General features: G+C 59.3%; 20 protein-coding genes and 1 riboswitch. Of the genes, 13 read left to right on the top strand and 7 right to left on the bottom strand.

Annotated features, from left to right (window positions below; genetic code table 11):
* The first annotated feature begins 98 nt into the window (after positions 1–98).
* The 4 genes from GPK39_RS03480 to GPK39_RS03495 all read left to right on the top strand — a co-directional run bounded on the left by GPK39_RS03480 (position 99) and on the right by GPK39_RS03495 (position 4,805).
* On the top strand, positions 99–1,262 hold the full coding sequence (locus tag GPK39_RS03480; RefSeq protein ID WP_215673820.1) for a pyridoxal phosphate-dependent aminotransferase: 1,164 nt from the start codon (positions 99–101) through the stop codon (positions 1,260–1,262).
* A 201-nt stretch (positions 1,263–1,463) separates the two neighbouring features.
* Positions 1,464–2,414 (top strand): L-lactate dehydrogenase, encoded by a 951-nt coding sequence (locus tag GPK39_RS03485; RefSeq protein WP_006234343.1) that lies wholly within the window; start codon positions 1,464–1,466, stop codon positions 2,412–2,414.
* A 114-nt stretch (positions 2,415–2,528) separates the two neighbouring features.
* Positions 2,529–3,689, top strand: a complete 1,161-nt coding sequence (locus GPK39_RS03490; RefSeq protein ID WP_006234342.1) for a DUF2974 domain-containing protein — start codon at positions 2,529–2,531, stop codon at positions 3,687–3,689.
* Between the two features lie 111 nt (positions 3,690–3,800).
* Positions 3,801–4,805 (top strand): nucleoid-associated protein, encoded by a 1,005-nt coding sequence (locus GPK39_RS03495; RefSeq protein WP_215673822.1) that lies wholly within the window; start codon positions 3,801–3,803, stop codon positions 4,803–4,805.
* A gap of 103 nt (positions 4,806–4,908) precedes the next feature.
* Here the strand turns inward: GPK39_RS03495 and dapD are convergent, their stop codons facing one another.
* The 3 genes from dapD to dapA are packed head-to-tail and all read right to left on the bottom strand — an operon-like array spanning position 4,909 to position 8,710.
* A complete protein-coding gene (dapD, locus tag GPK39_RS03500; RefSeq protein ID WP_148332713.1) occupies positions 4,909–5,628 on the bottom strand; it encodes a 2,3,4,5-tetrahydropyridine-2,6-dicarboxylate N-acetyltransferase in 720 nt (239 codons plus the stop codon).
* A gap of 39 nt (positions 5,629–5,667) precedes the next feature.
* Positions 5,668–6,408, bottom strand: coding sequence for a 4-hydroxy-tetrahydrodipicolinate reductase (dapB, locus tag GPK39_RS03505; RefSeq protein ID WP_215673824.1), 741 nt, complete (start codon positions 6,406–6,408; stop codon positions 5,668–5,670).
* Entirely contained in the window at positions 6,401–8,710 is a 2,310-nt protein-coding gene (dapA, locus tag GPK39_RS09475; protein ID WP_252204625.1) for a 4-hydroxy-tetrahydrodipicolinate synthase, read from the bottom strand. The genes dapB and dapA overlap by 8 nt, the downstream gene beginning before the upstream one ends.
* A 65-nt stretch (positions 8,711–8,775) precedes the next feature.
* Positions 8,776–8,944, bottom strand: a riboswitch (Lysine riboswitch).
* 144 nt (positions 8,945–9,088) lie between these two features.
* On the opposite strand from dapA, the gene GPK39_RS03520 reads away from it, so the two are divergent.
* From GPK39_RS03520 to GPK39_RS03550, 7 genes are all read left to right on the top strand, one after another.
* Positions 9,089–10,276 carry an N-acetyldiaminopimelate deacetylase gene (locus tag GPK39_RS03520; protein WP_252204627.1) on the top strand — a complete coding sequence of 396 codons (1,188 nt, stop codon included), beginning with the start codon at positions 9,089–9,091 and terminating at the stop codon, positions 10,274–10,276.
* A 102-nt stretch (positions 10,277–10,378) separates the two neighbouring features.
* On the top strand, positions 10,379–10,660 hold the full coding sequence (locus tag GPK39_RS03525; protein WP_006234335.1) for a type II toxin-antitoxin system RelE/ParE family toxin: 282 nt from the start codon (positions 10,379–10,381) through the stop codon (positions 10,658–10,660).
* A complete protein-coding gene (locus GPK39_RS03530) occupies positions 10,632–10,973 on the top strand; it encodes a HigA family addiction module antitoxin (RefSeq protein WP_055309779.1) in 342 nt (113 codons plus the stop codon). Before GPK39_RS03525 ends, GPK39_RS03530 begins: the two co-directional genes overlap by 29 nt.
* A gap of 83 nt (positions 10,974–11,056) precedes the next feature.
* Entirely contained in the window at positions 11,057–11,326 is a 270-nt protein-coding gene (locus GPK39_RS03535) for a hypothetical protein (RefSeq protein ID WP_195361209.1), read from the top strand.
* A gap of 164 nt (positions 11,327–11,490) precedes the next feature.
* Positions 11,491–11,934: an FxLYD domain-containing protein gene (locus GPK39_RS03540; protein WP_215673828.1), complete on the top strand. Its 444-nt coding sequence runs from the start codon at positions 11,491–11,493 to the stop codon at positions 11,932–11,934.
* A 32-nt stretch (positions 11,935–11,966) separates the two neighbouring features.
* Positions 11,967–12,389: a hypothetical protein gene (locus GPK39_RS03545; protein ID WP_022094127.1), complete on the top strand. Its 423-nt coding sequence runs from the start codon at positions 11,967–11,969 to the stop codon at positions 12,387–12,389.
* Positions 12,390–12,487: 98 nt separating this feature from the next.
* Positions 12,488–13,867: a serine/threonine protein kinase gene (locus GPK39_RS03550; RefSeq protein ID WP_215673830.1), complete on the top strand. Its 1,380-nt coding sequence runs from the start codon at positions 12,488–12,490 to the stop codon at positions 13,865–13,867.
* 37 nt (positions 13,868–13,904) lie between these two features.
* Here GPK39_RS03550 and GPK39_RS03555 read toward each other — a convergent pair whose 3' ends face one another.
* Both GPK39_RS03555 and GPK39_RS03560 read right to left on the bottom strand, forming a co-directional pair.
* The gene (locus GPK39_RS03555) at positions 13,905–15,038 is read right to left on the bottom strand and encodes a coiled-coil domain-containing protein (protein ID WP_117770125.1); all 1,134 of its coding nucleotides are present in this window, start codon (positions 15,036–15,038) and stop codon (positions 13,905–13,907) included.
* A 234-nt stretch (positions 15,039–15,272) separates the two neighbouring features.
* Positions 15,273–15,905 carry an MOSC domain-containing protein gene (locus GPK39_RS03560; protein WP_215673832.1) on the bottom strand — a complete coding sequence of 211 codons (633 nt, stop codon included), beginning with the start codon at positions 15,903–15,905 and terminating at the stop codon, positions 15,273–15,275.
* Between the two features lie 234 nt (positions 15,906–16,139).
* Here GPK39_RS03560 and GPK39_RS03565 point away from each other — a divergent pair, with 234 nt between their 5' ends.
* Both GPK39_RS03565 and GPK39_RS03570 read left to right on the top strand, forming a co-directional pair.
* Entirely contained in the window at positions 16,140–17,396 is a 1,257-nt protein-coding gene (locus GPK39_RS03565) for a carboxylate--amine ligase (protein WP_215673834.1), read from the top strand.
* 84 nt (positions 17,397–17,480) lie between these two features.
* On the top strand, positions 17,481–18,227 hold the full coding sequence (locus GPK39_RS03570) for an aspartate/glutamate racemase family protein (protein WP_040358337.1): 747 nt from the start codon (positions 17,481–17,483) through the stop codon (positions 18,225–18,227).
* Between the two features lie 124 nt (positions 18,228–18,351).
* On the opposite strand, the gene GPK39_RS03575 is transcribed toward GPK39_RS03570, so the two are convergent.
* Both GPK39_RS03575 and GPK39_RS03580 read right to left on the bottom strand, forming a co-directional pair.
* Positions 18,352–19,098 (bottom strand): energy-coupling factor transporter transmembrane component T family protein, encoded by a 747-nt coding sequence (locus tag GPK39_RS03575; RefSeq protein WP_215673836.1) that lies wholly within the window; start codon positions 19,096–19,098, stop codon positions 18,352–18,354.
* Positions 19,091–20,842 carry an ABC transporter ATP-binding protein gene (locus tag GPK39_RS03580; protein ID WP_215673838.1) on the bottom strand — a complete coding sequence of 584 codons (1,752 nt, stop codon included), beginning with the start codon at positions 20,840–20,842 and terminating at the stop codon, positions 19,091–19,093. Before GPK39_RS03580 ends, GPK39_RS03575 begins: the two co-directional genes overlap by 8 nt.
* Positions 20,843–20,870 lie beyond the last annotated feature (28 nt).

A 20,870-nucleotide genomic window follows, 5' to 3' on the forward strand; every position in this document is an offset into this window, starting at 1 on the left:
TACGGGGGTTGCAAGCGTTACACTTTTGCAATCTGATGGCCCGTATCGCGCGGCGCTCTTGTCGGAGCGCCGCGTTTTTCATATCGAAAGGTGGCACCATGCAGGCATCGCAGCGTCTCGACCGCTTTGGCGCGGAGGTCTTCGCCTCGCTCAACAACAAGCTTCTCGCGCTGAAGGCTCAGGGCAAGACCATTTACAACATGAGCGTGGGCACGCCCGACTTTAAGCCGTACGACCACGTGGTCGAGGCGCTCACGCAGGCAGCCCAAGATCCCGAGATGTGGAAGTATGCCCTGCGCGACCTGCCCGAACTCAAGCAAGCCGTGTGCGATTACTATGAGCGTCGCTTTGGCGTTTCGGGCATTACGCCGTCTATGGTGCAGTCGTGCAACGGCACGCAGGAGGGCGTGGGCCATTTGGGCCTGGCCCTGCTCGATCCGGGTGACACCATTCTGGTTCCCGATCCGTGCTACCCGGTCTTTGAGGCGGGTGCCAAGATCGCCGATGCCAAGCTCGAATACTATCCGCTGGTTGCCGAGCATAATTACCTGCCCTATGTGGCGGGTATCGATCCCGAGGTGGCCGATCGTGCCAAGTATATGATCGTGTCGCTGCCCGCGAACCCGGTCGGCTCGGTGGGCACGCCCGAGATCTACGAGGAGATCATCACTTTCGCCCGCGAGCACGACCTGCTCATCGTTCACGACAACGCATACTCCGACATCGTGTTCGACGGCGAGCCGGGCGGCAGCTTCTTGCAGTATCCCGGCGCGCTCGAGGTGGGCGTTGAGTTCTTCTCGCTCTCCAAGTCGTTTAACGTCACCGGTGCGCGTATCGGCTTTTTGGTCGGTCGCGAGGATGTGGTCTCGGCCTTCGCCAAGCTGCGTGGTCAGATCGACTTCGGTATGTTCTTCCCGATCCAGAAGGCTGCTATCGCCTGCCTGAACGGTCCGCGCGATGAGGTTGAGGCGCAGCGTCTGAAGTATCAGGAACGCCGCGATGCCCTGTGCGACGGTCTTGAGGGCCTGGGCTGGGAGCGTCCCAACGCGCATGGTTCTATGTTTGTGTGGGCCAAGCTTCCCGGTGGTCGCACCGATTCCATGGCGTTTTGCGAGGAGCTCATGGAGAAGGCCGGCGTTGTGGTGACGCCGGGCGCGAGCTTTGGTCCTTCGGGCGAGGGGCACGTGCGCATGGCGCTGGTCCTGCCGCCCGATCAGATCGCTTTGGCTGTCGAGGCCATTCGCGAGGCGGGCCTGTATTAGAAACCTATTTCGACTCGTCAATAGCTCGAAACCGATTTCGTGCAGTTATTTTACGAATTCTGCAAACAATTTCGGTAAACGGTCGATTTTTGGCTGCGAATAGGAGCATAATCAAAGTCCCGATTGGATGTATTGGGATTACGGCAAGCCGCTCGGGTCGTTCCCGGGCGGCTTGTTTGTGGAGAGAGATGGGAGTTTCTAATGGTTAACGAGAAGAAGGTCGCTATTGTCGGTTGCGGTTTCGTCGGTTCGTCTTCGGCGTTCGCTCTGATGCAGAGCGGTCTGTTCTCCGAGATGGTCCTCATCGACGTGGACAAGAACCGCGCCGAGGGTGAGGCTCTGGATATCGCGCACGGCATGACGTTTGCCGAGCCGATGAAGATCTACGCCGGCGATTATTCCGATGTCGCCGACGCCGCCATGATCGTCGTCACCGCTGGCGCTGCCCAGAAGCCCGGTGAGACCCGCCTGGACCTGGTCAACAAGAACGTCAACATCTTTAAGTCCATTATCCCCGAGATTAAGAAGTCCGGCTTCGACGGCATTCTGCTAATCGTCTCCAACCCGGTTGATGTTCTGACCTATGCTGCCATCAAGATGTCCGGCCTGCCCGAGGGCCATGTCATCGGCTCCGGCACCGTGCTCGACACTGGCCGTCTGCAGCAGATGCTTGGTGCCCACGTCGAGGTTGACCCGCGCGACGTTCAGGCCTATGTCATGGGTGAGCACGGCGACTCCGAGTTTGTCGCTTGGTCCAGCGCCCAGGTTGCCGGCGTGCCGCTGAACACCTTCTGCGAGCTTCACGGCCACCTGGAGCATGAGGCTGCCGAGAAGCGCATCGCCGAGGACGTTAAGAACTCCGCCTACACCATCATCGAGAAGAAGCACGCCACCTACTACGGCGTCGCCATGGCCGTTAAGCGCATCTGCACCGCTGTTATGCGTGATGAGCAGACCGTTCTGCCCGTTTCCTCGCTCATGGTGGGCGAGTATGGCCTGTCCGATCTGGCCATCTCCATGCCGACGGTCGTTGGCCGCGACGGCGTCGTCTGCCGCGTCCCCGTGCCGCTGAACGATGACGAGCAGCATGAGCTCACCGCCTCCGCCAAGGCCCTCAAGGACATCATCGACAGCGTCGACTTCTCCTGCTAAATCAAGCTCGCTAGAGCGAAAAGCTACAATGAAGGCGTCCGGGTCCACACGGCCCGGGCGCCTTTTTGGTGCAAAGTAACCTGACCCCAATGCACCATAGTTGATGGGAGGGCCATGTCGGATTCGCCTAATTTTTTGACCTATGCCCAGACAGCGTTTGATCCGTTTGAGGAACGGCCGTTCTGCGCGGTGGATAGCCTGGTCTTTGCGTGGTTGTCCTATTTGCGTTTGCCGGGTGATATGGCGGAGCTGACGAACTGGCAGGGCCTAGACGTACGCGAGCTGCTGCGCGCCGAGTGCTACCAAGACATGATTGGCGACCTGTGGGATCCGGAGGGGAGTCGTGCCCTGTTGGAGGCTGTGGCAGCAAGCCCTCGCTACCGTGGCGTTCGTGTTTGCGGCTATCGTAGCGTGAGTGATGCCGAGACAACGGAGCAGTTTGCGGCCATGACGTTCCGATTTCCGGCGGGGTTTAGCTATCTTGCCTTCCGGGGGACCGACAGCACGATTGTGGGCTGGAAAGAGGACTTTAACATGGCGTTCCGGTGTCCTGTGCCGGCCCAGGAATCCGCGGCGCGTTATGTAGACGAGGCGGCGGATGCGATTGACGGGCCGCTTTTGTGCGGAGGTCATTCCAAGGGTGGAAACCTTGCGGTGTACGGTGCGGCGATGTGCCCCGATGTCGCCCGTGAGCGAATCGAACGGGCGTATTCCCATGATGGTCCGGGCTTCGTCGAGGAGTTTCTGAGCGGCAACGCCTTCGCCGATCTATCCGGTCGAATCGACAAGACGCTACCTCGGTCGTCGATCTTTGGCATGATGTTCGAGACACAGGAGGACTATGCCATCGTTGAGAGCACCGAGTTCAGCCTGCTTCAGCATAATCCCTTTAGCTGGGTGGTTGATGGTCGCGACTTCGTGTACTGTGAGCGCCTGTCCGCCGGTGCTCGATACGTTGATGGCTCCATTCGCGAGATGCTGCTTGCGGTGTCGCCTAACGAGCGCGAGCGTTTTGTAGATGCGTTGTTCTCCGTGCTTGAGGCTACGGGTGCTGAGCGGTTTGCGGATATCGCTGGGAATCTGCGCGAGAGCCTGCCCGTGATGCTCCAAGCTGCGCAAGGCTTTGACAAGGATACGCGACGCTTTGTCTCGCAGACTATCGTTGCGATTCTTAAGTGTGCGCTTCTGCCCAAACGTCCCCAGATCGACATGCCCGCTGCCGGCAAGAGCTTGGCAGAACAGCTCGAGGCTTGGCAGTCCGAGCTCCTGCGCTAACCATTGGTGCAAAGCAACCTGTCCCCGATGCACCAATCTTCGATGCGCCTGGGGCGGGATCGACCGCTATACTGGTTCGTGCCGAAATCGATCTAGAACGGAATGCCGTATATGAAAATCAATCACGCGATTCTGCATATCCTGGACTTTGACTCTGCCGTCAACGTTATGAGCCAGCGCGAGCTCGATATCGAGAGTCGTACCGTGCGCAACTTCGTGACCACACATCTGCGCCGCGCGCGTACCTCGGCCGACAACAAACGCGCCACGTTTGCCGAGAACTCTGCGTTTGGTGGTGAGCTCAAGGGCTATTTCTTTGGTGAGCGTGAGTTCGTGGATCTGTCTCAGCAGATTGCGGAGTTCATCTCTTCCGAACTTACCAAGGCCGAGAAAGCCGAGTCCACTGACGTGCTTGTGGCGGACTTTGATGACGATGAGGATGCCCGCTGGTTTGCCGTGATGCTGCTGGGCTCCAAGCAGGCTTTTATGCACGAGGTGGGTCGCGAAGAGGGCGAGGTGCGCAACGACATTGCGCGCCACTACGCCATTCTGCCGAATCCCTCGCAAAAGGTGCCGAGCTATGCAATCGTGCGTGCAAGCACCATGGAGATCGGCTATGTGGATAAGAAGCGCAAGATTGCCGGCGAGGATCGCATGCTCATTCCCGATGGCCTGCTGCAGTGCGACACGGGGGTATCGGGCAAGGAGGTCATCGACACCGTGACGCGTGTGGTCGAGGAAGTCGCCGAGGAGCACGGTGCCAACACGGCTGTAGCACTCGCCAAGGTTAAGGCTGCTGTTGCCGAGAAAGTTGAGGATGACGAGGAACTGCCCCCTTGGGATATCGTCGATGAGGTCTTTGAGGACGAGCCGGTTATCAAGGAGAGCGTGCGCGCGGCACTGACTGAGGAGAAGGTGCCTGAGCTTGTGCCCGTGGAGCGCAAGCAGGTCGAACGCGCGGCGGTGCGCAATCATAAGATCCGTACCGATACGGGTATCGAGATCAGCTTCCCGGCCGAGATGGGTTCGAACTCCGAGTACATCGAGTTTGTCAACGAGCCCAACGGCCTCATCTCCATCGAGCTCAAAAACATCGGGTCAATTGAGAATCGATAAACTGCGCTTGGACGCTGCAAAAAATAAAGGCCGAAGCCTCGGATGAGGGCTTCGGCCTTTTTACTTGGGGCTTAATACGCGGTTTGTCAAAACCGCGTAACTATTAAAGTTGACGTAAGCCCTCTTCCAGGCCGGTCTTGCTGTCGGTCTTCTCGTCGCGCATCTTGATGACGCGGGCGGGGACACCGGCCACGACGGCGCCGGCGGGGACGTCCTCGACGCACACGGCACCGGCAGCCACGACGGCGCCCTTGCCCACGCGCACGCCCTCCAAGACCACGGCGTTGGCGCCGATCATGACATCGTCTTCGATGATGACGGGCGTGGCGCTGGCGGGCTCCACAACGCCTGCCAGCACGGTGCCGGCGCCGATATGGCAGTTCTTGCCCACGGTGGCGCGGCCGCCCAGCACGGCGCCCATATCGATCATGGAACCCTCGCCGATAACGGAGCCGATGTTGATGATGGCGCCCATCATGATGACGGCACGGTCGCCAATCTCGACGCGGTCGCGGATGATCGCGCCCGGCTCGATGCGGGCGTTGATGCCCTTAAGGTCGAGCATGGGCACGGCGGAGTTGCGACAGTCGTTCTCCACATCGTAGTAATCGATGGAATCGGCGTTGGCGTCCAAGATGGCTTTAAGCTCATCCCAGTCGCCAAAGACGGTCTTGCCACGACGACCGCCGTAGACGTGCGCATTGCCCCACTGGACCTTCATGCCCGGCTTCTCGCGCACGTACAGCTTGACGGGCGTCTTTTTTGGCGCGGTGGCGATGTAGTTGATAATCTCCTGTGCATCCATCTCGGCTGCGTTGCTCATTTGCTGTCTCTCCTTTGGGTGGATCCGGTTGATACCTGGTTAGGCAAACATGATCTGGTCGAACGTATAGAAGCCGGGTTCGCGGGTGACGAGCTTCTGCGCGGCTGCTAAGGCGCCGTTGACAAAGATCTGACGGCTTGCGGCGCGGTGGGTGAGCGTGACCTCCTCGTCCTGGCCAAAGAAACTCACCTCGTGCACGCCGGCTACGGTGCCGCCGCGCAGCGAGTGCATGCCGATCTCCTTGGGGTCGCGCGCTCCGCACATGCCCTCGCGTCCGTAGACGGGGTGGTAGCCTGCCTCGGGCTCGGCCTCGACTACGGCGTCGAGCAGCAGCTTTGCGGTGCCGCTGGGGGCGTCGACCTTTTGGTTGTGGTGAGTTTCGACAATCTCGCAGTCAAAGCCGGGCAGCTCACGCGTGGCCTGGGCCACTAGATGACGCAGGGCTGCGATGCCGATGGAGTAATTGCCGGAGTGCATGACGCGGGCGTTCTGACCCAGCTCGCGCAGGCAGTCCATCTGCTCGGGTGTGTAGCCCGTGGTGCCGGAAACGAGTGCGGCGCCCGTGCGCTCGACATAGGCGACGACGGCATCGAAGGTCACGACGTTCGAGAAGTCGATAATCACATCGGCAGCCGGTGCGTTCTCGAGCTCGCTCAAATCGAAGCCAATCTGGGCCACGATATCAAAAACGGGCTGCCCGGCGGCATCGACAATGCTTTCGGCGGTGGTGCGGATGAGCGAGCCCATGCGGCCCGTTCCCATAATGACGGTCTTAATCAAGCAGACCAGCTCCCTTCAGAGCATCGGTAAGTGCGGATCGTGTGTCGTCTGCCATGGGGCACAGCGGCATACGGTAGTTTGCCTCGATCATGCCCATCTGGGCGAGCGCTTCCTTAACGGGGATGGGGTTGACCTCGCTAAAGAGGGCGTTGATGAGCGGCTGGCCGGCAATCTGGATATCGCGGGCGCGCGCTACGTCGCCGTCCAGATAAGCGCGGCACATGTCGTGTACGAGCTGCGGCTGCACGTCTGCCCACACGCTGATGGTGCCCGAGGCGCCCAGGCTCATGAGCGGCACGGTAAGCGCGTCCTCGCCCGAGTACATGCGGAAGTCGTCTGACAGCAGGTGGGCGATCTTGGCCGCGTAGGCGACGTTGCCCGAGGCCTCCTTGATACCCATGATGTTGGGGTGCGCGGCCAGGCGCTCTACGTTGCGCTCGCTGATACCGCAGCCGCAGCGGCCGGGGATGTTGTACAGGATGCAGGGGATGTCCACGGCATCGGCGACGGTTTTAAAGTGCTGATAGATACCCTCTTCGTTGGACTTGTTGTAGTAGGGGGTGATGAGCAGCAGACCGTCGGCGCCCAGGCCCTGATAGGTGAGCGACTTGGTGAGCATGGTCTGCGTGGAGTTGGAGCCCGAGCCGGCGATGACGGGGACGTGTCCTGCAACATGCTTGACCACGGCGGCGACGACGGAGTTGTCCTCGTCATCGGTCATCGTGGCACTCTCGCCGGTGGTGCCCAGGGTGAGGATGGCGTCGGTGCCGTTTTGCAGGTGGAAATCGATAAGGTGCTCGAGCGCGTCAAAGTCGACACTGCCGTCCTTTTTAAACGGCGTAACCAGGGCGACGATTGAGCCCTCGAGATTGCGGATGTCCATGTTCTTCTCCTTCGCCTCCGCGATCTGGATGCGTTTGTTCCATTGAGCTGCGACTGCTAGGCGCTCGTCTTGGGCGCGACGGCGGGCACTTTCGGCGCGCGACTTGGCCAGCAGCTCTCGGCCGCACGGCAGCACGTCGAGCGTGGCAAAGTAATCGCCCGGGCGCTCGGCGCGGCGGATAAGGTCGGCCGAGCCGTCGGGGCGCAGCAGCACCTCGGCGGAGCGCAGACGGCCGTTGTAGTTGTAGCCCATGGAGTAGCCATGCGCACCGGTATCATGGATTACAAGCAGGTCACCCATGTCGATATGCGGCAGCTCGCGATCGATAGCGAACTTGTCGTTGTTCTCGCACAGATTGCCCGTGATGTCATAGGTGTTCGTGACGGGCGCTGTGGCCTTGTCGGCGCCGCCCGGCTGACCCATCACCGTGATGTGGTGGTAAGCGCCATACATGGCGGGACGAATGAGGTCGACGGCACTGGCGTCCACACCGATATAGTCCTTGTAGATCTGCTTCTCGTGGATAGCCTTGGTGACCAGGCAGCCGTAGGGGCCCATCATAAAGCGGCCCATCTCAGTGCAGATGGCCACATCGCCCATGCTGGCGGGAACCAGGATCTCGTCGTATGCCGCGTGTACTCCCTCGCCGATGGCGCGAATGTCGTTGGCCTGCTGCTCGGGCAGGTAGGGGATGCCGACGCCGCCGGACAGATTGATGAAGGCGACGTGTGCGCCGGTCTCGCGCTCCAGGCGTACGGCAAGCTCAAAGAGGATGCGCGCGAGCTTGGGGTAGTAGTCGTTGGTGACGGTGTTGCTGGCAAGGAATGCGTGGATGCCAAAGTCCTCGGCGCCCTTGGCCTTGAGCATGCGGAAGGCCTCGAAGAGTTGCTCGGTGGTCATGCCATATTTTGAGTCGCCCGGGTTGTCCATGATGCCGTTGGAGAGCTGGAACAGGCCGCCTGGATTAAAGCGGCAGCTGACCGTCTTGGGGATGGGCCCCGCAACGCGCTCAAAGAACCCGATGTGGCTGATGTCGTCAAAGTTGACGATGGCACCCAGCTTGTCGGCGAGCTCAAAGTCGGCAGCCGGTGTGTCGTTGGATGAGAACATGATGTCGTGTCCCGTGATACCCAGTGAGCGGGCGATCATGAGCTCGGTATAGCTCGAGCAATCGCAGCCGCAGCCGTATTCGTTGAGAATGGAGATGAGCGCCGGGTTGGGGTTGGCCTTGACGGCAAAGTATTCCTTAAAGCCCGGGTTCCATGCAAAGGCGTCGCGCACTTCTTGCATGTTGCGGCGGATGCCCGCCTCGTCGTATAGATGAAACGGCGTGGGGAACTGCTCGACGATATGCTCGAGTGTCTCCTTGTCCACAAACGGCTGCTTGGCCGCATATGCCTCGTTGGGGGTCAATGCCATGTCCCGTAAACCTCGCTATCCAGACGGCGCCATCTGCGCATCGAATCCGCATAGCGTGGACCCAATGTCCGGATAGCGCTCCCGCATTGCTGCAGACAGTCCTGTGGGTGTTTCCCACAGGCCCACCAGGTTGTTCGTGCCCGAAAAACCCAGTTCGGCGGGTTTCGCCTCCCCACGGGGTCAAAGCCTGCTGGCTCGCCCGCGGTTCTTCGTGCCCGCGCCTCTATCAAGTGGTAAAGACCCTATCACGTTGCACTTTACCAAACAAGAGTATTCGTATATAACGTTTAAAAAATGCAGGGATATGCTGGAAACATGTGCGCCACAATCCTGTATCACAATAAGTTGCAACAGATGTGCCTCACGAAGGGATCCTCTATGACCGAGCTCCAAGAACTCCGTCGCTATCGCCGCGATCTCCATCGCATTCCGGAGCTCGATTTCGATCTTCCGCAAACCATTGCCTATATCGAGGGCGTGCTGGCACCGCTCACCTGCGAAGTGACCCATCCGTGCCCCAGCTGCGTCTGTGCTTTCTTCGACGCCGGCGTTGATGCCGCGCATGCCACGGCGATTCGCGCCGATATGGATGCGCTGCCCATCGCGGAGGCGACGGGAGCGGCCTTTACCTCGACCCATCCCGGCAAGATGCACGCTTGCGGACATGACGGACACATGGCCATGGCACTTGCCGCCGCGACGTATGTCGACCGTACGATTCGCGAGCAGCCGGGCGTCATTAGGCGCAACGTTCTCTTTGTGTTCCAGCCGGCCGAGGAAACGACCGGTGGTGCCAAGACGGTATGTGAGAGCGGTGTGTTCGAATGCTACGGGGTCGACCGCATTTTTGGCTTCCATGTGTGGCCCGATCTGCCCGCCGGCACGTTGGCGAGCTGCTCCGGTCCGTTGCTGGCGCGCTCGAGCGAGACGCATATCCATATTCACGGAACGAGTATCCATATCGCTAAGACCTATGGCGTTCCGGTCGAGGAGTCGCACGATGCGGCGCTGGCGGCTGCCAAGTTCTTGGTTGCCGAGCGCGAACTGATGGACGAGCTGGGTGCCGATGAGCCCTGTATCGGTAAGTTTGGTCTGCTGCAGGCTGGCACCGTCTGCAACGCCGTGGCGGGGGAGGCCCATGTTGCCGGTAGCTTGCGTGTGTTTACGGACGTCATGTTCGACCGTGCGCGCGAGGGCGTACGCCGTGTGCTCGACGAGGCGTGCACCGCAACGGGCTGCACGTATGATCTCGACTTTGCCGAGGGCTATCCACCGGTCGATAACGACCCCGAGCTGTTTGCCAACATCACGCCTGCCTTGCCCGGGCTGCAGCTTGTAGAGGAGCCGCTGTTAATTGCCGAGGACTTTGCTTTCTATCAGCGCCATCTGCCGGGCGTGTTCTTCTTGCTGGGCACGGGTATGCCAGAGGACCAAGACAACCCGAGTGATTCGGATGGCTGTCCCGCCTATGCCACAAGCGCTCTGCATACCGATAGCATGCTCTTCGACGAGGAAATCCTTCTCAAAGGCCTCGATGTCTACAAACGATTGCTTTTGCTTGACTAAGGCACAAAGGACTATTTGTTCTAGAAAACACGAACAAACGTACGATATAATAGAGATGTAAGTCTATAGAAACGTTTGACGTTACTAACGTAAGGCGATACTATGATTGCATCGTATAAAGATGAGGATACCGAACGCTTTGCCATGGGTGTGCGGGTCAGGAGGTTCGTGCCCTTTGAGCGTGTTGCGTTGAGGAAGATTCGCCAACTGCAGGTTTGTGCTTCGCTTGATGATCTTCGCGTTCCACCGGGCAACCGCCTGGAAGCTTTGAAGGGCGATCGTGCCGGTCAATATAGCATCCGTGTTAACGAGCGCTATCGGGTCTGTTTTGAGTGGAGACAGGAGATGGCTTGGAATGTCGAAATCGTCGATTATCACAAGTGATGAGACTTCGGCCGATTTGCTGTCGCCGGTGACTCCTGGTGAGCTTCTCAAAGAGGAGTTTCTTGTTCCCATGGGCATTTCTCAATATCGCCTTGCGAAAGAGACTGGGATTCCGGCTCAGCGTATCGGGCAGATTGTCTTGGGAAAACGTCGCGTGACGGCCGACACCGACCTCCGTCTTTGCCGTTATTTTGGCCTGACGGATGGTTATTGGCTGCGCGCTCAGGTGGCGTTTGACCTTGAGGCCGAGAAAAGGCGGATCGAACCGGAGCTGAATAAGATCGTTCCTGTCCAGCAGGCCGCTGCGTTGTAGTGCTCAAAGATATTGAGGTTGGAGTGACGATGGAACGACGCCGACAGTCTGCCGTTTATAGTCCCGGTGGGTGTGGATGCGGCTTGTTGTTGCTTCCGGTTATTGCTGTGAGCATTGGCGTGATGTTTGCGCTTGCTGGGCTGGCTGCGGCGGCACTCGTACTGTTTATCACTGCCATCGGCGTGACGATTTGGCTCTGCCGCAATCGCGAGCGACGCCGTGCCGGCGGTAAAACCAATGTCGGCTGGGTTGTATTCCTGGTCATTGCGTACCCGCTGAGTGTCAGCTACCTGGTGTTCTTTGTCCTGTTGATGGTCAGTGCCTTTACCGGGGAATCCGTCACGGTGGGTTGATGCGCTGCCGGCAGACGGTCGCGCAAAGTGCGTTTGCTCGGCGTTTGGATAACTGCATTGGCCGTTTACCGCAACCTTAGCTCTCAGCTAATGAATTCAAGTTCAATCCTTTCTACGATGTGCTGTATGCCGGCGCGGTAGCCGGATCGTAGGAAGGATGAATAATGGCAAAAGAGGGAAAGAAGCCGATCGGCAAGATTGTCCTAGGCGTCATCGTGGTGCTGGTTATCGTCGGTGCCGTGGGCTCTATGGGTGGCAATTCAACCGATTCGTCTGCGAGCGATTCGGCAAAACCTGCCGAGACGACACAGCAGGCTGAGGAGCAAAAAGAACCGCAAGAACCGTATGCCATTGCTGATGAGGCTGAAGACACCTCCAATCAGTTTGCCTATAAGATCACGGGCACGCTGACCAATAACACGGACAAGGAAAAGAGCTACATTCAGATTGAGTATGTTCTGTATGATGCCGATGGCAACCAGGTTGGAACGGCTCTTGCAAACACCAATCATCTGAAGGCGGGCGGCTCCTGGAAGTTCGAGGCGCTGGGCACGGTGTCTCCCGATCAGGTCGCCAGTTGGGAGCGTTCGGACGTAAGCGGTTTCTAGCATGTTGTATGCACTGGGGGAGGTGAAGTCGTATGCCCGATAAAAAGCTGACTGACGAGTTGCTCAATGAGCTTCTCGACGCGCCAAACATCGATGGCTATATCAAAGAACACGACTTTGCCGCCCCGTCGCTTTCGAACTACCTGAAGCAGCTACTGCAGGAAAAGGGCTTGGAGCGCTCGCGCGTGGTTCGTATGGCCGATCTCAATGAGACCTTTGGCTATCAGATCTTTACCGGTGCGCGTCATCCGAGTCGCAATAAGGTGCTGCAGATTGCCTTTGCGATGGCGCTGACGCTCAAAGAGACCAACCGTGCGCTGACGGCTGCCGGGGTAAGCGTCCTTAACTGCAAGGACCGCCGCGATGCGATTATCATCTTTTGCATCGATCGCGGGTGCAGCCTCCAAAAGGTCAACGAGGAGCTGTATCGCTTTGGCGAGGAGACGGTGAGCTAGCGGCTGATATCTGAGCCGGCGGAGCTGCCGAACAACGATGCAAACGAACAGGGCGCGGATGCCATGGGGTGTCTGCGCCCTGCGCTATGATGGAGGCTATGGATACTCAGACCCCAACATATTCCGATGACGAGCTGACCGCAGCGCTTGTCGAGCACCTGGCGTCGCTCGATCGCGACGACAGCTATCGCGTGGAGCGTGTACTTAAGCGCTCGTCCGTTGAAACAACCGAGCTCGTGTACTTTGAAGGAACCGGCGGTGGTTCGCTCGGCCCCTTTGTCCGTAAACGCATCGATGCTTCGGCTCAAATCGGCGGGGCATACGAGCGCCTGTTTGCCGCTCAGCGGGCAGGCAGGCGTTTTGAGCACCTGCCCAGAATCGTCGATTGTCGTCGTGTGGGCGACGAGCTCAACGTGGTTATGGAATACATCGAAGGGGAGACACTCGGGGCGCTGGTGGACCGTCTGGGAGCCACCCCCGATTATGCGCGTGAATTGTATCCTGCCCTATGCGATGCCGTGGGCGAGCTCCACGCCGGTTTTGCAATGGCGGGGGAGACGTCGGCGCCGGTGATCCATCGTGACCTCAAGCCGTCGAATATCATCGTGACGGGTGCCAACTATACGCCTGATGACGGCCTGACATTTTCATCGCTGGTGATTATCGACTTGGGGATCGCTCGCGTATGGCGCGACGGCGCCGATGCCGACACCGTCAAGTTTGGCACGCGACCCTATGCGCCGCCCGAGCAGTATGGGTTTGGGCAGACGAGTGTGCGCAGCGACGTCTACGCACTTGGCGCCCTGTTGTTCTTCTGCTTGATGGGAGTCGACCCTAAACCAGGGCTCGACATGCGCGAGCAATGCGAGGCGCGCGGCATTCCCACTCCACTTACCGATGCCGTCTGCATGTCGATGGCGCTCGACCCGGCCAAACGTTTTGCGAGTGCGGAAGCGTTGGGACGGGCGACGCGCGCGGCATACGATCTAAGTCGCCCCGTGCGGCCTCCTGCGCCTGCGCCTGTCCGTACTCCGGCCTCGGAGACGGCGTTGACGCCCCAAGGGCTCCAGAACCCCGCAGGGCTTCCTAGGCCTGCCGCCTCCGCTGCATGCGGTCTGCTCTCTCGCGTTCCGGAGTCTCTGGGGCGCATTTGGAATACGCTCGTCTGCTTCTCGCTGCTTGTGTTCTTTGCCGGAAGTCACTTTGCCGTCTTTCATCCCACCGGAGCAAACCAAAGCTACCCGACGTGGCTTCTCATAATCGAGTATTTTTTCTTTGTCGACGGCCTTACGGTGCTTATGCATTTTGCGCTGCTCGATAAGCGCCGTCTTCGTCGGCGATTCGCGCTGCTCGACAGCTATCGCGGCAAGAAACTCGCGAAACTCTGGCTCAAGGCATTGGGTGTGCTGCTCCTGTGCATGATCGTCATAGTCGCGGTTGCCAATGCGACTGGCGTCGTCGATACCTCCGCTACCTAAAAGAAAAGGGCCCCATTGGGGCCCTTTGCAGTTGCACTTAGATGCGGTTCATCTGAGCGGCGACTTTGTTGTACCAGTCCTGCCACGTGGGCGGGCAGTACTTTTTGGCCGCTGCCGGGGTAAGGGTGGAGCCGTAGTTGGCGCCCAGATAGGCAACGTGAGCGGAGATGCCCTCGCTCCAGCTGCCAAAGCTGCGCCAACCGCCGCCACGTGCACTCCAGCCCCAGGCGTTGTAAGAATTGGCACAATAAGCACCCTTGGTGCTCTCGATGCAGGCGATGGCGGGGGACCAACGGGGGTCGACACCGGTATTCCAAGCGGCGACGGCAAAGTTGTAGCCCTGGCCTGCCATGGGAGAGCCGGCGAGATAATTGTCGATGCGGCTCGTCCACTCATTAATGAACGAATCGTAATCGGAGCTACCGGTATTGGCGTTGTTCACCGTGGTGTCGATGGTGGTGTTGGTGTTGGTGGCCTGGCTGCTGGAATTGCTGCCACTCACGCCCTCGCCCGAGAGCTTTTCGGCGGCAGCGGCCTTATCGGCCTCAAGCTTGGCAAGCTCGGCGGCATTTTCCTGCTCGGCTTTTGCCTGCGCCTCGCTGCGGAGCTGCTGAGCCTGCGCCAGCGCATCCTCGGCGTTTTTCTGCTCTGCCTCAAGCTGAGACTTGGCCTGCTGGAGCTCGGCCTTGTTCTGCTCGAGTTCGGTTTGCATGTTATTGAGCTCTTCGATCTCGTCGACGCTCGAGCTCGTGATCTGGTTGGTGTATTTGCAGGTCGTGATGAACTCACCCAGGCTCTGCGCGTTGACCAGGAAGCTCACGATGGGATTGGTGCCCTTCTGATACTTGTACAGATCGCGCATGGCGGAGCTTGCCTTGGCCTGCTGCTCGGGAAGCTTAGCCTCGATTTCCTCGATGCTTGCCTCATTGGAGTCAATCTGCTTTTGCAGGTCATCGAGTTTGGTGCGGGCGTCATTGTAGGCGCTCGTGGCGGCTTCGATCTTCTGCTGGGCTGCGGAAAGCTGGTCCTGCGTTGCCTGCGAGGCGGCATACGCCGCAACGGGGGAGAGCATCGGCGTGGCCGTCAGCGCAACGGCGAGCGCGGCGCTCGTGATGATACGAGCCGGCTTCGACGCAATGAGCGCTGCGGTGCGATGATTCGAATGCTGCATCCAGTCCCTCTGCAATCAATCGTAGGTTATGGTTCGAACGGTATTCTACTACTGCTTTCGACCTCAACTTGAACCTTAAAGGTCCCAAAGGGTCAAGTTGAACTTGAGGCTTTGGCTTTGACCTGCAGTTATGATGAATTGTTGAGAAACCATAGAGTTCAACTTTAACGTTACAGAGCCCTGTTTGAGAGGAGTTTTGGTCTGTAAAAGCCATCTCAACGTGGGGTTTTACAACTACAGCGTGCCCTCCTGACGAGCCTGCTCAATCTCTTCGAGCGCCTCGGCGGGGGTGAACGAACAGGAGCCGTCGCCGAGTTTGACTACCTGGATATCGTCGCCGGTATGGACCCCTCCGCCCTTTAGTACCACGCCAAAAACGCCCTCGTGGGGAAAGATGCAGTCGCCAGCGAGATAGTAGATGGTGCAACGGGTGTGGCAGACCTTGCCGATTTGGCTGATTTCGACAAGCACCTCGCTGCCAAGCTTGAGCTGTGTGCCCAAGGGGAGCGAGAGCAGGTTGATGCCCCGGGTTGTGAAGTTCTCTCCGAAGTCACCCTTGCGCACATCGAGTCCGCGGGCCTGCGCCGTCTGGATGGACTCTGCGGCCAAAAAGGAAACCTGACGGTGCCAATGCCCGGCGTGTGCGTCGGAGGCGAGGCCAAATTGCTCTATAACGGTGTCGCGTCCATCGGCGACGGGCGACTTGCGCGTGCCCTTGTGTGCCGACGTGTTGATCGAGACGATGCGGGCGGGTCCGTTGTAGGCGTCGTTTGCCGTGCACAGGGGAGCGGTCGCTTTCGCACGTTCCGCCAGCTCGCGCCTCGCGGCATTGAGGATGGGATTATCGGTCGGATGGTCTTGGGGCACGTGTGCGCCTTTCGCTCGAAGATGTCAATACGTTGAATCCTACAACAACGGTAGGTTCATTGCCCATTGTCATACAACGGTGGGCGCCGTCTTCGTGCTGGCCTTCGTGCTGGACGATTACGTCGATTGCCATAGATACGGTGGAGCTTTGGGCGCCGGCGGCTTGGCACGCTAGAATAAATCAGTTGCGCAAAGACCGCCCGTTGTGTGGGCAGTTCATGATAGGAAGTTTCCATGGCATTGCAATTTACAGAGCGCGAGTTCATTCCCGTGCTGCTTGGTGGCGACATCAACGCCTATTCGGTGGCGCGCGCCTTCTACGAGGAGTACCAGGTCAAGAGTCTGGTCTTTGGCAAGTATCAGACGGGTCCCGCGTACCGCAGCCAGATTATCGACTACACGCCCAACGTGGATATCGACACCATGCCCGTGATGCTCAAAACCGTCAACGGCATTGCCCAAGCGCATGCCGACAAGACTATTGTCCTTGTGGGCTGCGGCGACAACTATGTCGCTCTCGTGGCTCAAGCCAAGGATGCTCATGAGCTGGCGGATAACATCGTCACTCCCTACGCGCCCTACAGCATGCTCGAGCAGTGCCAGAAGAAGGAGATCTTCTACGAGCTGTGCGAGAAGCATGGCGTGCCCTATCCACACACGTTTACCTTTACCAAGGCGATGCTCAATGCTCAGGGTGAGGCGCCTGCCGAAGTGCTCGACCAGATCGATTTTCCTTACCCGATGATTCTGAAGCCTTCTGACGGCATCATGTGGTGGCAGCATGAGTTCGAGGGCCAGAAGAAGGCCTATGAGATTGCCGACCGCGCCGAGCTGGAACAGGTCATTCGCGATTCGTATGCCAGCGGCTACACCGACGATCTGATCTTGCAGGATCGCGTGCCCGGCAACGACGAGTACATGCGCGTGCTCACCAGCTATTCCGACCGCAACGGCAAGGTGCGCATGATGTGCCTGGGCCATGTGCTGCTCGAGGAGCATCAGCCCCACGGTGTCGGCAACCATGCCTGTATCATTACCGAGCCCAACGACGAGCTCATGGGCGGCGTGCGCAAGTTGCTCGAGGACCTTCACTTTGTGGGCTATTCCAACTTTGACGTTAAGTACGACGAGCGCGACGGCTCGTTTAAGTTCTTCGATTTCAACACGCGCCAGGGCCGCAGCAACTACTACGTTACCAACAGCGGCTTTAACATTGCCAAGTATGTGGTGGACGAGTATGTGTTCAACCGTCCGTTTGAGCCGGAGTTTGTGACGGCTCAGGACGAGGCCCTGTGGATGGTCGTCCCCATGGGCGTCGTCGACAAGTACGTCAAGGATCCCGAGCTGCGCGCTAAGGTGCATCGCCTGGACAAGGAAGGCAAGGGCGCCGACCCTTCGTTTATGAAGGGCGACTTTGTCTTTAACCGCTGGCTGCGCATGTGGCACACCAAGCTGCGCCACTTTAAGCTGTTCAAGACGTATTACAAGTAGATGAGCGCGGCGCCCGTCCGGTTTGCATCGGGCGGGCGCGGGTATGATACGCGCAATTGCGCAAGCGTCACCAAGGAGGCGGCGATGGAAAAGCTGGGAGTTATCGGCGGCATGGGCGCCGAGGCCACGTCGTATTACTACGACCAGGTGGTGCGTCATACGGCTGCTGCCTGCGATCAGGAACATATCGACATGGTGGTGCTCTCCAAGTCGACCATGCCCGACCGCACGTTGGCCATTAAGACCGGCGAGCATGCCAAGCTGCTGGCGACCATGAAAGAGTGTGCCCAGGCACTCGAGTCGCTGGGCTGTGCGCACATTGCCATTCCCTGCAACACGTCGCACTACTTCTACGACCAGATCCAGTCGTTTACGAAGGTGCCGATTATCCATATGCCGCGTGAGTCGGTGCGCTATGCTCTGGCCGGTGCGGTGATGGGGGAGTGCGAGTTCGACCCCAACCTGAGTATGCCGGCCGAGCCGGTGCACAAGATTGGCATCATGGGCACCGACGGAACCGTGGGCGCGGGTGTCTACGGCCGCGAATGTAAGGCTGCGGGTGTTGAGGTTGTCTATCCCAGCGAGAAACGTCAGAACGATGTGATGTCGCTTATCTACGATGATGTGAAGGCCGGACGTGAGCCCGATATGGATAAGTTCGACCGCGTGATGTGGGAGTTCGCCCGTAGCGGCTGCGACCGCGTCATTCTGGCCTGCACCGAGCTCTCGGTGTTGCAAAAGTACCGAGAGATGCCCGAGATCACCCTCGACGCCATGGATGTCCTGGTGCGCGAATCCATCATCCGTAGCGGCGCTCCCTACCGCCTCTAGCTTCCGACCTGTCAAAAAGGGACAGGTTAATTTTGGTAGGTTTTATCTGGTGAAACAGTAAGGCCTCGGCTCGTTTGGTGCGAGCCGAGGCCTTTTGCGTTGGGCGGTTGCTGTCAGTGGTGAACTAGAACAGGAAGCCGATGGCGATGAGGACGATGCTGACGATGAGCACGGCGATGTCTAGGCCCTTGATGGGGTAGCGCTTGTACGAGCTGGCGCGCGTACGCAGATAGAAGCCGCGCTGTTCTGCCGCCAAGGCTGTGGCATCGGTCTTGCCCACGCTCGAGATGAGCAGTGGCACACACAGTGGCAGCATGAGCTTAAGCTTCTTGATGGGGTTCTTGGTGTCGTACTCGACGCCGCGTGCGGTCTGCGCCTCCATGATGGCGTTCATCTCCTGACCAAACACCGGCACAAAGCGCAGCGCCGTGGTAAAGGTGAAGGCATAGCGATACGGCACGTGCAGCACCTCGACGCAGGCGTTGGCAAGGTCGTTGAGCTTGGTCACCATGAGCATGAGGATGAGTGGTAACGCCACGCCCAGCAGGCGCAGGCAGGCCTTCGATCCTGTGATGAGACCCGTGTCGGTGATAAAGCTCCACACCACGTTGCCATCGCGCATAAAGGCCAGCTGGAGCACCAGCATGATAAGCGCGAGCGGAATCAGCAACTTGAGCAGCGAGAACAGACGGTCGACGACGCCGGCGTAAGCTCCCAGTGCGAGCGTGAGCGCCAGAAAGCCCAGCAGCGCCACGTAGGTGTCGGACAAAAAGATGCCGACGATGATGGCGGCGGCGAGGCCCAGTTTGACGACGGGATTCAGACGATGCAGCAGCGTATCGCCCGGCATGTAGTCGATGACGTTAACCACGGTGGACCATCTCCTTGGTAATTCGAACGACATCGGTGACCTCGCTCACCTGCGCAAAAGCGGGCGAGACGGAAGATGCCAGACGGCGCGAGAGTTCGATGACCTGGGGCGGCTCAACGTAGGCATGCTGCATGAGTTCGATGTTCGAGAACAGCTCGTGCGTGCGGCCGCGATCGAGGATGCGACCGTCGGCCATTACTACGATGCGCTCGGCAAAGTCGGAGACGACTTCCATGTCGTGGCAGACCATGATTACGGCGCAGCCACGCTCGGCCATGGTACGCACCGTTTCCATGACGGTCATGCACTCGCGGTAATCAAGGCCGCTCGTGGGCTCGTCGAGCACCACGATTTTGGGCTCTACGACCACGACGGAGGCGAGTGCCACCATTTGTCGCTGGCCGCGCGAAAGCGAGAAAGGCGCCTCGTCGGCCGGCAAGCCAAAGCGGTCGATGACGAGTTGGGCACGACGCAGAGCCTCGGCGCGGTCCATGCCGCCAAGCTCCAAGCCAAAGGCGACCTCGTCGAGCACGGTGTCCTTGCAGATTTGACGGTCAGGGTTTTGGAAGAGGGTTGCGACCTCGCGGGCAATGCGGCTCGTGGGGACGGTTGCGGTATCCAGTCCCGTGACGCGCACGCTGCCCGAGGCGGGCTTGAGCAGACCCGTGAGCAGCTTGGTGAGCGTGGTCTTGCCGGCACCGTTTTGGCCGACGATGCCCACGAGCTCGCCAGGATAGAGCGTCAGGCTAAGGTCGTGTACGGCGGCTCCGCCATTGGGATAGGCAAACTCAACATGGTCGAAGGTGAGTACGGGTTCGGCGTCCTTGGCATGAGGGCGCAACGACGGTGCATGCGGGGAACCGGCGGGCGCCTGGGCTTCGATAGCCGCGCGTGCGGGGTCGACGATGCCCGAAATCAGGCACTCGGCCTCATCGACATCCAAGCAAGGGGTACCGCTTACTAGACCATCGGTTTCGAGGCTATTGAAGATACGCGTGACGCGAGGGCAGTCGACGCCGATGGCACGAAGCTCGTCGGTATGCGCGAAGACCTCGTGTGGCTCGCCCTGCAGCGCGATTTCGCCATGGTTGAGCACGAGCACGCGGTTGCAGTACTCCGAGAGCAGGGCGACCTTTTGCTCAACGACGACGATGGTGATTCCAAGTGTGCGGTTTGCCTCACGCAGCGTCTCGAAGACCAACGTGGAGCTGGCGGGGTCGAGTGCCGCGGTGGGCTCGTCGAGAACCAAGACGCGCGGACGCATGGCGAGGATGGCGGCGATGGCTACCTTTTGCTTCTGTCCGCCCGAGAGGGTGGCGATCTCGCGGTCGCGCAGGTCGCTGATGCCGACGGTCTCGAGCGTTTCGCTCACGCGCTGCTCGATCTGGTCGTGGGGAACGCCAAAGTTCTCGAGGCCAAAGAGCATCTCGTCCTCGACGACCGAAGCGACCATCTGCGTGTCGATATCCTGCAGCACACTGCCGACGATTTGCGACACGTCGGTCAGCGAGACCTCGCAGGTGTCGTGGCCGTCAACCATGACGGACCCAAAGAACGTGCCGGTGTAGTGGTGGGGCACGGCACCCGACAGGCAGGCGGCAAGCGTGGACTTGCCGGCGCCCGAGGGCCCGATGATGCCGATGAAATCTCCCTTGTTCACGCTGAGCGAGATGTGGCTGAGCGCCTGCTCGGTTTGCGTGCCATAGGAGAACGAGACATCGTCGACGTTGATGATCGTTTCCATGGATACCTTTCATAGTCAATGGACGTTC

It is taken from the genome of Collinsella aerofaciens (assembly GCF_018785245.1).
Lineage (GTDB): Bacteria > Actinomycetota > Coriobacteriia > Coriobacteriales > Coriobacteriaceae > Collinsella > Collinsella aerofaciens_AD.